At 74.1% G+C, this 12918-nt stretch carries 13 protein-coding genes; 4 read left to right on the top strand and 9 right to left on the bottom strand.

All coding sequences use genetic code 11. The features are described from left to right. The 3 genes from ASF82_RS00065 to purD all read right to left on the bottom strand — a co-directional run. A partial coding sequence (locus ASF82_RS00065) for a VOC family protein (RefSeq protein ID WP_056055435.1) occupies positions 1-801 on the bottom strand: 801 nt, incomplete at its 3' end. 321 nt (positions 802-1122) lie between these two features. Continuing rightward, complete coding sequence (locus ASF82_RS00070) at positions 1123-2025, bottom strand: phosphoribosylaminoimidazolesuccinocarboxamide synthase (RefSeq protein ID WP_056051815.1); 903 nt, start codon at positions 2023-2025, stop codon at positions 1123-1125. Continuing rightward, positions 2022-3299, bottom strand: a complete 1278-nt coding sequence (gene purD / locus ASF82_RS00075; RefSeq protein ID WP_056051818.1) for a phosphoribosylamine--glycine ligase — start codon at positions 3297-3299, stop codon at positions 2022-2024. The genes ASF82_RS00070 and purD overlap by 4 nt, the downstream gene beginning before the upstream one ends. A 63-nt stretch (positions 3300-3362) precedes the next feature. Here purD and ASF82_RS00080 point away from each other — a divergent pair, with 63 nt between their 5' ends. Next, positions 3363-3743: a sterol carrier family protein gene (locus tag ASF82_RS00080; protein ID WP_056051822.1), complete on the top strand. Its 381-nt coding sequence runs from the start codon at positions 3363-3365 to the stop codon at positions 3741-3743. A 62-nt stretch (positions 3744-3805) separates the two neighbouring features. Then, positions 3806-4186, top strand: coding sequence for a hypothetical protein (locus tag ASF82_RS00085; protein ID WP_156369860.1), 381 nt, complete (start codon positions 3806-3808; stop codon positions 4184-4186). A gap of 33 nt (positions 4187-4219) precedes the next feature. Here the strand turns inward: ASF82_RS00085 and ASF82_RS00090 are convergent, their stop codons facing one another. The 3 genes from ASF82_RS00090 to purF all read right to left on the bottom strand — a co-directional run bounded on the left by ASF82_RS00090 (position 4220) and on the right by purF (position 8179). Then, positions 4220-5794, bottom strand: coding sequence for a transporter (locus tag ASF82_RS00090; protein ID WP_197982474.1), 1575 nt, complete (start codon positions 5792-5794; stop codon positions 4220-4222). Next, the gene (locus ASF82_RS00095) at positions 5776-6630 is read right to left on the bottom strand and encodes an ABC transporter ATP-binding protein (protein ID WP_082514093.1); all 855 of its coding nucleotides are present in this window, start codon (positions 6628-6630) and stop codon (positions 5776-5778) included. The genes ASF82_RS00090 and ASF82_RS00095 overlap by 19 nt, the downstream gene beginning before the upstream one ends. Before the next feature lie 88 nt (positions 6631-6718). After that, on the bottom strand, positions 6719-8179 hold the full coding sequence (gene purF / locus ASF82_RS00100) for an amidophosphoribosyltransferase (RefSeq protein ID WP_056051828.1): 1461 nt from the start codon (positions 8177-8179) through the stop codon (positions 6719-6721). A 71-nt stretch (positions 8180-8250) separates the two neighbouring features. On the opposite strand from purF, the gene purM reads away from it, so the two are divergent. Next, on the top strand, positions 8251-9375 hold the full coding sequence (gene purM, locus ASF82_RS00105) for a phosphoribosylformylglycinamidine cyclo-ligase (protein WP_185231091.1): 1125 nt from the start codon (positions 8251-8253) through the stop codon (positions 9373-9375). A 374-nt stretch (positions 9376-9749) separates the two neighbouring features. Further along, on the top strand, positions 9750-9941 hold the full coding sequence (locus ASF82_RS00110; protein WP_056051831.1) for a hypothetical protein: 192 nt from the start codon (positions 9750-9752) through the stop codon (positions 9939-9941). 239 nt (positions 9942-10180) lie between these two features. Here ASF82_RS00110 and ASF82_RS00115 read toward each other — a convergent pair whose 3' ends face one another. The 3 genes from ASF82_RS00115 to ASF82_RS00125 all read right to left on the bottom strand — a co-directional run bounded on the left by ASF82_RS00115 (position 10181) and on the right by ASF82_RS00125 (position 12918). Continuing rightward, complete coding sequence (locus ASF82_RS00115) at positions 10181-10528, bottom strand: VOC family protein (RefSeq protein WP_056051834.1); 348 nt, start codon at positions 10526-10528, stop codon at positions 10181-10183. Positions 10529-10573: 45 nt separating this feature from the next. Further along, positions 10574-10774, bottom strand: coding sequence for a DUF3073 domain-containing protein (locus ASF82_RS00120; protein WP_056051837.1), 201 nt, complete (start codon positions 10772-10774; stop codon positions 10574-10576). 155 nt (positions 10775-10929) lie between these two features. Continuing rightward, positions 10930-12918: a glycogen debranching N-terminal domain-containing protein gene (locus ASF82_RS00125; protein ID WP_082514097.1), complete on the bottom strand. Its 1989-nt coding sequence runs from the start codon at positions 12916-12918 to the stop codon at positions 10930-10932.

Consider the following 12918-nt stretch of genomic DNA (forward strand, 5'->3'; position numbering starts at 1 on the left):
CGGGTCGTCGAACCCCAGCACCCGCCCGTCGTCGCGGGTCGCCACCCCGTGGTGGCCGAGGCGCTCGCCGAGGGCGCCGAGGTCGTCGCCGGTCGGCACCTCGATCCGCACGGTGCCGAGGCCGAGCGCGAGCTGTCGACGGCCGGCGCCGGCGCTGTTCCACGTGTTCATCGCCATGTGGTGGTGGTAGCCGCCGGCGCTGACGAAGAGGGCCTGCGACCCGAAGCGCGTCGTGGTCTCGAAGCCGAGCTGCTCGACGTAGAACCGGTGGGCGGACGCCACGTCGCCCACGCTGAGGTGCACGTGGCCCACGGAGGCGGGGCGGGAGGCGGCGGCGACCAGCGCCTCCTCGCGGACGTTCTGCTGCAGGAAGGCGTTCGGGTCGAGCGCGAGCGTGGCCATGTCGACCTGGCCGTGGGTCCACGACCAGGCGGTGCGGTCGCGGTCCCAGTACAGCTCGATGCCGTTGCCCTCGGGGTCGGTGAAGTAGAAGGCCTTGCTGACCAGGTGGTCGGCGCTGCCCGTGAAGCTGCCCGGGTGCCGGCTGGCGACGCCGTAGACCGCCGACGCCAGGTCGACCTCGGTCTCGAAGAGGATCGCGGTGTGGAAGAGGCCGGCCTCGCGGGCGGCCGCGTGCCGCAGCTCGGGCGCGTGCTCGAGCACGACGATCGGCGTCGTGCCGCGGCCGAGGACGCTGCGGCCGGCGGTCGCGTCGTGCGAGAGCACGGCGAGCGTCACGGCGTCGCGGTAGAACGCGGTCATGCCGTCGAGGTCGGCGACGCGCAGGGTCACCGCGCCCATGGTCGTGTCGGGCGCGAGCAGGTCGAGCGACCCCGCGGCGGGGGCAGCCGGGGAGTCGCGGGTCGGCTCGGGCGCCGAGGTCTCGTCGGTCATGGGTCGCTCCCTGTCTCGGGGTGCGTCACCAGGTCGATGACGCGTCACCGACCTGCAACCTCGGGGTGGGCGTGGGGATTCCCGTCGCCGCCTCCCCGTGTCGCGCGACGTGGCCCGCGGCGATCGAGGTGACGCTACCTGGGCGCGCGGAGGCGGGCAGGGCCCTACAAGGGGCGCCTCGACGACGTTGAGTGTCTCGACGACGCCGGACGGCTGACGCCCGGGCGGCTAGCGGCCGGTGAGCCGCTCGATCAGCTCGCGGTAGCGCGCCGCCGTCCGCTCGACGATCTCGGCGGGCAGCTCGGGCGGGGTGCCCTCGCCGTCCCAGTTCGCCGACAGCCAGTCGCGCACGATCTGCTTGTCGAAGCTCGCGGTGCGGTCGCCCGACGAGTACGCCTCGGCGTCCCAGTAGCGGCTGCTGTCGCTCGTGAGCACCTCGTCGCCGAGGGTCAGCGCGCCCGTCGACCGGTCGGCCCCGAACTCGAACTTCGTGTCGGCGAGCACGACGCCGCGCGCCTCGGCGACGACCGCCGCGCGCCGGTAGATCTCGAGCGACGTGTCGCGCAGGGCGGCCGCGACCTCGGGCCCGACGAGCTCGACGGTGCGCTCGTACGAGATGTTCTCGTCGTGCTCGCCCAGCGGCGCCTTGTACGCCGGCGTGTAGATCGGCTCGGGGAGCCGGTCGCCGCTCTGCAGCCCCGCCGGCAGCGCGATGCCGCAGACGGTGCCGTGTTCGCGGTACTCGGCCCAGCCGCTGCCGACGAGGTAGCCCCGCACGACGCACTCGACCGGGTACATGTCGAGCGGCGCCACGAGCATCGCGCGGTCGCGCACCTGCTCGGGCAGCGTGACGGGCGCGGTGGTCGGGTCGACGAGGTGGTTCGGCACGCCGTCGAGCTGCGCGAACCACCAGAGGCTCAGCTGCGTGAGCAGGGCGCCCTTGCCGGGGATGCCGGGCTCGAGCACGTGGTCGTACGCGCTGACGCGGTCGGAGGCGACGACCAGCAGGTGGCTGGTGTCGTCGAGCGTCGCGACGCCGCCGACCGAGTCGACCACCGGCGCGGGCACGTAGAGGTCGCGCACCTTGCCCGAGTAGGCGTGGCTCCAGCCGGGCAGGTCGAGCGCGCTCATCGGGCGCCGCCCGCGACCCGCGCGGCGATGTCGGTGCGGTGCTGCGAGCCCTCGAGCCGGATGCGCGAGACGGCCTCGTAGACCCGGCCCCGCGCCTCCTCGAAGTCCTTCCCCTCGGCGACGACGCTGAGCACGCGCCCCCCGGTGGCGATCAGCCGGTCGTCGAGCCGCGCGGTCGCGGCGTGCGTCACGTGCACCCCCGCGACGGCCAGGGCGTCGTCGAGGCCGGTGATCTCGCGCCCGCTGACGACGGCCTCGGGGTAGCCCTCGCTCGCCAGCACCACGGTGACGGCGGGCGTCGGCACGAAGCGCGGAGCCTCGTGGTTGCCGAGTGACCCGGTCGCCGCCGCGAGCAGCAGGCCGCTCAGCGGGGTGACGAGGCGGGGCAGCACGACCTGCGTCTCGGGGTCGCCGAAGCGCGCGTTGAACTCGATCACCCGCACGCCCTGCTCGGTGAGGATGAGCCCGGCGTAGAGCAGGCCGATGAACGGCGTCCCCTCGTGCTCGAGCTGGCGCACGGTCGGCGTCGCGACGGTGTCGAGCACCTCGTCGACGAAGTCCTTCTCGCTGCCGAAGCGGTCGGCGAGCCAGGGCAGCGGCGAGTACGCGCCCATGCCGCCCGTGTTCGGGCCCTCGTCGCCGTCGCGCAGGCGCTTCGAGTCCTGCGCGGGGCTGAGCGGCACGACGGTGTGGCCGTCGCTGAGGAAGAAGAGCGAGACCTCCGGGCCCTCGAGGTGCTCCTCGACGAGCACGGAGCCGTGCTGCAGCCAGTAGGTGACGTGCTCGACCGCGGCGTCGCGGTCGGAGGTGACGAGCACGCCCTTGCCCGCGGCGAGCCCGTCGGCCTTGACGACGTAGGGGGCGCCGAACTCGTCGAGCACCGTGACCGCCTCGTCGAGGGTGCCGACCCGGGTGGCCCGGCCGGTGGGGACGCCCGCGGCGTCCATGACGCGCTTGGCGAAGGTCTTGCTGCCCTCGAGGGCGGCGGCCGCCTTGCCGGGGCCGAAGACCGGGATGCCGCGCGACCGGAGCGGGTCGGCCACGCCCGCGACGAGCGGCGCCTCCGGGCCGACGACCACGAGCTCGACGTCGTTCTCGAGCGCGTACTCGGTGACGACCGCACCGTTCGACGGGTCGAGGTGCACCACCTCGACCTGCTCGGCGATGCCGGCGTTGCCGGGGGCGACGACGATCTCGTGCCCCGCGTCTTCACGGAGCAGGGCGGTGATGATGGCGTGCTCGCGAGCACCGGAGCCGAGGACGAGGATTCGCACGCGCCGATCCTACCCAGTGGGCCGTCCGGGCCCCTCGGCGCCCGCCCGTATAGGTTGAGCCGCATGGCGAAGGCGAGGATCGACGACGGCACCGGCGCGGCCGCCGTGCGCGAGGCCCAGACGGCGCTCGCCGAGGGCGCGCAGCCCTCCCGCGTGGTCACCGCGACCGCGGTCCGCTGGCTGCTGCAGGTGCTCGCCGACGGCGAGCCCGGCGCCACGGTGGAGGTGCGGGTGCCGCCCTGGGGAGCGGTGCAGTTCCGTGAGGGGCTCAGCCACACCCGCGGCACCCCGCCCAACGTCGTCGAGACCGACCCCGCCACCTTCATCCGCCTCGCCACCGGTGCGCTCACCTGGCAGGAGGCCGTCGACCAGGCCCTCGTCTCGGCCTCGGGCAGCCGCGCCGACCTCACCGGCTACGTGCCGGTCCGCCTGCCGCGGAGCTGACGACCGCTCGGCACCGAGACACCGGGCGTGCGCGCGACCTCGGCTCTGGGAGAATGGCCGACGTGACCACCGCACCCGACTCCCCGCAGCAGCCCGACGCCGACGCCTCGGCGGTCGACGCCCCGGTGGTCGACGACCGCTCGCACGACGAGGTCAGCGTGCGGCGGGCGCCGAAGATCTCGGTCTTCCTCATCGTCGGCGCGATGGCGGGCGTCGTCGTCTCGTTGATCGTCACGTCGCTCTTCCCGTTCGACGAGGGCGAGGGCATCGCCTCGACCTACGGCTACTTCGCGCTGTGGGGCCTGACCTTCGGCGGTGCGATCGGCGCCACGGTCGCGATCGTCGCCGACCGCAGCTCGATCCGCCGCGCCAAGCGGGTGCGGGCCGAGCGCGAGAGCGTCGACGCTCCCGACGAGCCCGCCGTCGAGGGCGAGCTCGAGTAGAGCCCCCGGGTCTCGAGCAGAGCCCCCCGCGGATCAGGAGCCGGAGGCGCGCCGCAGCCGGGCGAGCAGCTCCGGCCCGCGCTCGTCGAGCGAGCGTCCGCCGCGCACGACGCCGACCACCACGAGCACCCCGCCGAGCAGCAGGCCCACGACCAGCGCCGCGACCCCGAGCAGCAGGCTGCCCTGGGCCAGGGCGACGAGCCCCAGCGCGATCTCGGGCAGCGCGAACGCGAACGACAGCGCCCACGCCGCGTACATGCCGAGCGCCGACGTCAGGCTGGCGCCCTGCGGCGACTTGAACGGGCTCTCGCCCGCCGCGGGCACCGGCATCAGGAAGCGGGTCGACGCCACGCTCGAGACCCCGAAACCGGTGAGCATGACGCCCAGGCCGATGCCGAGCAGGGCGGGTGCCTTCGTCAGCTCGCCGAGCACGGCGAGGGGCACGAGGGTCGCGACGACCACCACGGGCACCGCGAAGAGCGAGAGCGTGATGACGCGCCCCGCCCGGTCGGCACGGCCGGAGACCCCGGTGGAGAGGTGCGCGGCGAACGCGGTGCCGTCGTACGACACGTCGGCGCACAGGGTCACGGCGAGCAGGGCGGCGATGCCCGGGCCGAGCGCGTAGAGCAGCCAGTCGCTGCCCGTCGTCGCGGCGAGGAACACCGCGAGCACCGGCAGCAGCGGCACGATCACGAGCGAGCCGCCGTAGCGCGGGTCGCGCAGCCAGTAGACGGCCGTGCGGGCCGCGACGGCGCCGGTCGGCGTCGCCGGGAACCAGCGGAACGGCCCGAGGCCCTTCGAGCGACCCGAGGCGGCCGCGCCCGGCGACGAGACCAACGCGGCCCGCAGCCCGACGCGCCAGAGCAGCAGCAGCACGGCCAGGGTGGCGAGGGCGATCAGGGCCTTGACCCCCGCCTCCCCGGGGCGGCCCAGGGCGAGGTCTCCCGGCACCGACCAGACGGCCCCGAGGGGCGTGAACGAGAGGACCCCGGCGATCTTCGGCAGGTCGTCGCGCAGGCTCGAGAGGCCCGTGCCCGCCAGCACGATCAGGGGCCCGGCGAGGATGAGCGGCACGAAGACGAGCACGCCCATCACCTCGCGGTAGCGCCGGTGGGCGCCGAGCGAGCTGGTCAGCGACTCGAGCGCTCGCGACGCGGCGATGCAGGTGAGCACCCCGACGACGCCGCAGACGACGGCGGTGAGCAGCGACAGCGGGTGCTGCCACCAGCTCAGCCCGGTCGCGACACCGGCGACGAGGGTGACGAGCCCCGGCACGCCGAGCACCCCGCACACCAGCAGGGCCACGAGGAGGCGGTCGGCCGGCAGCGGGAACGCCCGCAGCTTCGAGATCGCGAGCGTCTGGTCGACGCCGCGCAGCAGCAGCGGCACGACGACCCAGCCGAGCACGGCGACCGAGCCGCCGAGCACCCCGACCGTCCACGCCCAGGTCTCGGGCGCGAACGACAGCGCGAACAGCCCACCGACGAGGAGGGCGAGGATGCCGAGGCCGTACAGGAGCCCGATGATCGCGGCGATCAGCTGCCAGGTGCTGCGACGGAACCCGTTCAGCATCACCCGCCAGCGGAGGCTCAGGAGGTGCGCAACCACGAGGGCCCCTGTGCGTGCTGCCGGCCGCCGACGAGCTCGACGAAGCGGTCTTCGAGGCTGGAACCGGCGCGCACCTCGTCGGTCGTGCCCGCCGCGAGCACGCGTCCCGACGACACGACGGCGACGTGGTCGCACATGCGCTGCACGAGGTCCATCGAGTGGCTCGAGACGATGACGGTGCCGCCGCCCTCCACGTAGCCGTGCAGGATGTCGCGGATGTTCGCCGCCGAGACCGGGTCGACCGACTCGAACGGCTCGTCGAGCACGAGGAGGCGCGGGGCGTGGACGAGCGCGCAGGCCAGCGCCACCTTCTTGGTCATGCCCGCGGAGTAGTCGACGACGAGCGTGCCGCCCGCCTCGCGGAGGTCGAGGAGGTCGAGCAGGTCGCCGACGCGGAGGGCGGTCGTCGCGCGGTCCATCCCGTTGAGGAGGCCGTGGTACGTCACGAGCTGCTCGCCGGTCAGCCGGTCGAAGAGGGCCACGCCGTCGCTCAGGACGCCGACGAGCGACTTGGCGCGGACGGGGTCGCTCCACACGTCGGTGCCGAGCACCTCGATCGTTCCGGCGTCGGGGCGCAGCAGGCCGGTCGCCATCGACAGGGTGGTCGTCTTGCCGGCGCCGTTCGGGCCGACGAGCCCGTAGAAGGAACCGAGCGGCACCGTGAGGTCGAGGCCGTCGACGGCCACCTTGGGGCCGAACGCCTTGCGGAGGCCGGCGATGCGGAGGGCCGGCGCCGCGGCCGGGGCGGCGCCGGGGGCCGGGGCCTTCTCGGGCACCGCGGGCGGGCGCACGGTCGCGGTGTCGTCGGGGGGCACGGGGGAGCCGAGGTCGCTCATGCGACGAGCCTATTGACGACGGCGCGGGTCGGCCACCGTCTCGTGGGGGAGGCGCGACCGCCCAGGCCGACCCGCGCCTCCTTCACGGTCAGCTGAGCTGGTTCGCCTCGACCCAGGCCAGGTACTCGGGGGTGACCGAGCCGGTGACGTAGTCGCCGGTGAAGCAGCTCATCTCGAGGTCGACGACGTCGCTGCCCTCGGTGATGGCGGAGCGCATGTCTTCCACCTCCTGGTAGATGAGGTGGTCGGCGCCGAGCTCGCGCGCGATCTCGGGGATCTTGCGGTCGTGGGCGATGAGCTCGTGCCGGGTCGGCATGTTGATGCCGTAGACGTGCGGGTAGCGCACCGGAGGCGCGGCGGAGGTGAAGGTGACCTCGTTCGCCCCGGCGGCGCGGGCCATCTCGACGATCTCGCGCGAGGTCGTGCCGCGCACGATGGAGTCGTCGACGATGAGGATGTTCTTGCCCTTGAACTCGCTCGACATCGCGTTGAGCTTCTGGCGCACCGAGCGCTTGCGCTCCGCCTGCCCCGGCATGATGAAGGTGCGGCCCACGTAGCGGTTCTTGTAGAAGCCCTCGCGGTACTCGATGCCGAGCTTGCGGGCGACCTGCATGGCGGCGGGCCGCGACGAGTCGGGGATGGGCATGACCACGTCGATGTCGCCGGTCGGCGCGTAGGTCGCGATCGTGTCGGCCAGGCGGTCGCCGAGGCGGAGGCGGGCGTCGTAGACCGAGATGCCGTTCATCACGGAGTCGGGCCGGGCCAGGTAGACGTACTCGAACGAGCAGGGCACCAGGCGGGGCGCCGCGTGGCACTGCTTCGACACCATCTCGCCGTCGAGGGAGACGAACACGGCCTCGCCCGGGGCGACGTCGCGGACGATCTCGTAGCCGCCCGACTCGAGCACGAGCGACTCGCTCGCGACGATCCACTCGTCGCGCTGCCCGTCGGCGGCCTTCCGGCGGCCGAGCACGAGCGGTCGGATGCCGAACGGGTCGCGGAAGGCGAGCAGGCCGTGGCCGGCGATCATCGCGATCGCGGCGTACGAGCCCTGCACCCGGTCGTGCACGCGGGTGACCGCGGCGAAGATCTGCTCGGGGTCGAGGTCGGTGCCGTTGACCTGCTCCTGCAGCTCGTGGGCGAGCACGTTGACGAGCAGCTCGGTGTCGCTGTTCGTGTTGAGGTGCCGGCGGTCGACGTGGAAGAGCTCGCTCGTCAGCTCACGCGTGTTCGTGAGGTTGCCGTTGTGCACGAGGACGATGCCGTAGGGGGCGTTCACGTAGAACGGCTGCGCCTCCTGCTCGTTCGTCGCCGCGCCCTTCGTGGCGTAGCGGACGTGGCCGAGGCCCATCGTGCCGAGCAGCGCCCGCATGTCACGCGTGCGGAAGCCCTCGCGGACCTGCCCCTTGGTCTTGTGCACGTGGAAGATGCCGCGCTCGGCGGTCGCGATGCCGGTGCTGTCCTGGCCGCGGTGCTGCAGCAGGAGGAGGGAGTCGTAGACGAGTTGATTTGCTGGCTCGTGCGCGACGAGACCGACGATGCCGCACATGCGGATCTGGCTCCAGACCGTAGAGTTGGGGTTACTGCGTCAGTCTGCCACGACACCGAACGGATGAACGAATGGTGACCTCCCCTGCCCCCTCGAGCAGCGCCTCCTACGCGGCGGCGGGGGTCGACACCGCCGCGGGCGACCGTGCCGTCGAGCTGATGAAGGCGGCCGTCAGCGCCACCCACGGGCCCGGCGTCGTCGGCGGGGTCGGCGGCTTCGCGGGGATGTTCGACGTGTCGTTCCTCAAGGACTACGACCGGCCGCTGCTCGCGACCTCGACCGACGGCGTCGGCACGAAGGTCGCCATCGCGCAGGCCCTCGACAAGCACGACACCATCGGGCAGGACCTGGTGGGCATGGTCGTCGACGACATCGTCGTCGTCGGCGCCCGCCCCCTCGTGATGACCGACTACATCGCCTGCGGCCGCGTCGTGCCCGCCCGCATCGCGTCGATCGTCGAGGGCATCGCCCGCGCCTGCTCGGAGACCGGCACCGCCCTCGTCGGCGGCGAGACCGCCGAGCACCCCGGCCTGCTCGGCCCCGACGACTACGACGTCGCCGGCGCCGCGGTGGGCGTCGTCGAGGCCGGCTCGCAGCTCGGCGAGCACCTCGTCGTCGACGGCGACGTCGTGCTGGCCCTCGCGTCGTCGGGGCTGCACTCGAACGGCTTCTCGCTCGTGCGGCACATCCTCGCCTCGCGCGACCTCGGCTACACCGACAGCGTCGACGAGCTCTCGGGCACCCTCGGCGAGGCCCTGCTCGAGCCCACCCGCCTCTACACCGCGCCCCTGCTGCGCGTGCTCGACGACCCGGCGCTCGCCGGGGCCGTGCACTCGCTCAGCCACGTCACCGGCGGCGGCATCGCCGCGAACCTCGCCCGTGTGCTGCCCCGCGGGTCGTGGACGGAGGTCGACCGCACCACCTGGTCGCCCGCGCCCGTCTTCCGCGTGCTCAGCGAGCTCGCCGGATCGACGCTCGAGTCGAGCGAGGGCACCTGGAACCTCGGCATCGGCATGATCGCCGTCGTCGCGGCCGACCGCGCCGCCGCCGTCACCGCGGCCCTCGCGGCCGACGGCGTCGAGACGTGGCAGGTCGGCACCGTCGCCACGTCGACCCGCGACCTCAGCGGCTTCGAGCAGGGCGCCAAGGGCGTCGACGGCGGGGCCGTGCGCCTCGTGGGGGCGTACGCCGGCTGAGGTCGCGCGGGGCGGGGCGGGGTCGGGGTCGGGGTCGCCGCTCGCTCGCCGCGACTCGGGGGACGCTGCTCGCTGGCCGCGACTCCGTTTTCCTGTAAATGCCGACCGGGAAGCCTGCAATACGGAGGAATCCGGGTACCAGAAGGGCTCGGGCGGCCGGATGGTCGGCATGTGCCCCGAGGAGGCGCGGGGCGGGTCGGCGGGGCCGGTCGGGGGAGACGGGGTGGCCGAGGTGGCGAGACGGTGGCCGATCTCAAAGGGCGGCCGAGGATGCGGGTGCGGCGGCGGGCGTCGCGCCGTAGGATCAGCGCACGCCCTCCGGGGCGCGACCCGACGACGACGTCGGGACGGACGACGAAGGAGTCGACCAGATCATGACCACGCACCCGCACGCCCTGCCCGCCCGCTCGACCCGCGCCTCCCGGGTGCCGGCCGCCTCCGCTGCTCGTCGCCCTGGCTACACGCCGGTCCGGAGCAGCCGCCGCGTCGCCGTCGTCACTGCGACAGGGCTCGTCGCCGTCGTCGCCGTGGGGCTGCTGCCGGTGCTCGCGCAGTTCGTCGGCTAGGCACGGCTGATCGGTCGGACGCGTGTCGTCGGCCCGTCGCCACGGGGCGATCGGCCGCCGCGGTTCCGTCAGGCGTCGGTGCTCGGCTGAACGCCGCGGCCTGCGGGCCGCTCGGCTGATCGCCGCGACCTGGGGGCCGCTCGGCTGATCGCCGCGACCTGGGGGTCGCCGCTCGACGCCCCTCGCCGCTCGGCCGCTCCTCAGCGGTGCTGGTCAGCGGTGCCGCTCTGCCGCGCTCGTCAGAGGACGCAGAACTCGTTGCCCTCGGGGTCGGCGAGCACGACCCACGACGCGTCGACCTGTCCGACGTCGACGCGCGTCGCCCCGAGCCCGATGAGACGGTCGACCTCGGCGGCCTGCTCGTCGCGGCTGTCGGGTCGGAAGTCGAGGTGCAGCCGGTCTTTCACGGTCTTGGGCTCGTCGACGTGCACGAACAGGAGGCCGGGCAGCACGTCGGGCGCGGGCCGGATCTCGGGCTCGTCGTCGCCCGTCGAGACGACCACCCAGCCGAGGGCCTCAGCCCACCAGGCGGCGAGGGCGGCGGGGTCGCTCGAGTCGACCACCACTTGTTCCCAGGTGAGAGCCATGCCGGTCAGCCCCGTCGTCTCGGATCGCGCTCGTGAGCCGTCGGCTCAGGCGCTCTTGTCGTGCTCGTGGCCAGCGTCGTACTCGTCGTCGACGAAGTCGTCGGCCCACTTGTCGACGTACTCGTCGCCCGAGTCGCTCTTCGTGGCGAGTTCTTTCTCGAGCGCACCGTAGTTGGTGTCAGGGCTGAAGTACTTCAGCTCTCTGGCGACCTTGGTGTGCTTGGCTTTCTGACGGCCGCGCCCCATGCGTGACCCCCTCTGCTCTCGGCCCGGAAACGGTGTCGGACGAACCGGGTACAGCCGACAGATGACAGTTGCAAAACTGGACACGATCTTATCACGGGGCCCCGCCGCCCCCGTCCCCCCGAGCGGGTGCTGTGCCGGGGGCGCGGGGGCGGTCGTCAGTGGGGCGGCGCGACGTCGTGGGTGGCCGCCCAGACCGCGACGGCGGCGGCCGCGGACCACGCCTGCGGACGGCACGACGCCGGGTACGGCACCGGCGACGGCACCTCGCCGCGGTCGTCGCCGGAGTGCAGCTCGGGCATGCGGTGGTCGAACGACGGCGCCGCCGCGAGCAGGCCCTCGGCGAGGGAGCGCGCCTCGTCGTCGAAGCCCGCGCGCGCGAGGCCTGAGACCGCGACGGCAGTGTCGTGCGTCCACACGCTGCCCCCGTGGTAGCTCAGGGGCCAGAAGCCCGCGGCGTCGCTCGACAGGGTGCGGAGGCCGAAGCCGGCCGCCAGCTCGGGCGAGACGAGCCGGGCGGCGACCAGCGCCTCCTCGTGCTCGTCGAGCAGGCCCGTGCCCAGCAGGTGGCCGAGGTTGCTAGTGACGGTGTCGACCGGCCGCTTCGCCGCGTCGAGCGCGATCGCCGGGTAGGCCCCGGCCGCGTCGGAGACCCAGAAGGAGTCGCGGAACCTGTCGCGCAGGCGCGCCGCCCACGCCCGCCACGCGGCGCCCCCCTCGCGGCCGAAGTGGTCGAGCAGGTCGGCGCCGTGGGTCGCCGCCTCGTAGGCGTACGCCTGGACCTCGCAGAGCGCGATCGGCCCCTCGGCCAGGCGGCCGTCGCGCCACTGGACGCTGTCGCCGCTGTCCTTCCAGCCCTGGTTGGCGAGGCCGTGCCCCGTCTCGTCGACGTACTCGAGCAGCCCGTCGCTGTCGCTGTCGCCGCTGTCGCGCATCCAGGCGAGGGCCGCCTCCGCCGCGGGCAGCAGCGCCTCGACCTCGGCGTCGGGCAGGCCCCAGCGCCACGCGTCGTGCAGCAGGCAGACCCAGAGCGGAGTCGCGTCGACCGTGCCGTAGTAGAGCGGGGGGAGGCTCACCCCCTCGCCGGGGATGGTGAGGGTCTGCTGCCGCAGCTCGTGCATCACCTTGCCCGGCTGCTCGGCGGTGTCGGGCACGGAGGCGGTGCCCTGCAGGCGCGCGAGGGCCCGAAGCGTGCCCGCCGCCACGGTGCGGTCGAGGGGCAGCGTGAAGCGGGCCGCCCAGATCGAGTCGCGGCCGAACAGGGTGAAGAACCACGGCGCCCCGGCCGCGTAGAAGACGTCGCCCGGCTCGTCGGCCGTCGTGAGGCGCAGCGCCGCGAGGTCGTCGTGCGCCCGGTCGAGCCAGCGAGCCAGCCGGTCATCGCGCGGCGCCGGGTCGGGCGCGGCCCAGGCGAGCGGGCCCACGACGCCGGCGACGACGGGGGAGGGGCGCGACGCGGTGAGGGCGAGGGCGACCGAGGCCGAGGCCCGGGGCGGCACCACCAGCCGCCACGTGGCCACGAGACGGGTGCCGTCGTGCTGCACCGCGCCTCCGGCACCGCCGTCGACGCCGGCCGCGTCGAGGGAGACGGCGACGCCGTCGGAGGTCCAGGAGGCGCGGGCGCCGTCGCCCGCGACCGTCACGTCGTCGGGGCGCCCGCCCGGCAGCCCGGCCTTGACCAGCTCGAGGGGGGCCGCGTCGGGCCGCAGCGCGAGCGCGACGGTCAGCGTCAGCTCGCGGTCGAGCCGCGACGTCACGGTCAGCCGGTCACGCATGCCGCCCACGTCGACCGAGCGCAGCACCGACAGGCGGACTCCGGGGTCGGCCCCGCGGTCGTCGACGCCGCGCAGCAGCGACTCGACCCGCAGCGTCGACGCGTCGACGGCGACCGTCGCGACGGTCTCGGGCACGCGCCCGTCGACCGTCAGCGTCAGCTCGTCGACGAGGCGCACGTCGCCGAGGTAGAAGCCGTGCACCGCGGCCCGGCCCATCGTGCCGTCGTCGGACGACCAGGCCTGCGCCGGGGCGCGGAGCACGACGGTCTCGGCGGCGAGGAAGGGCTGGAGGCCGTGGCGCTCGGTGCTGGCCTGGTCGTCGACGCCGTCGCGCTGGTCGGCGGGGCGGGGGCGGGCGGCGGTCTCGGTCAT

Origin of the sequence: Frigoribacterium sp. Leaf164 (assembly GCF_001423665.1) — a bacterium.
Lineage (GTDB): Bacteria > Actinomycetota > Actinomycetes > Actinomycetales > Microbacteriaceae > Frigoribacterium > Frigoribacterium endophyticum.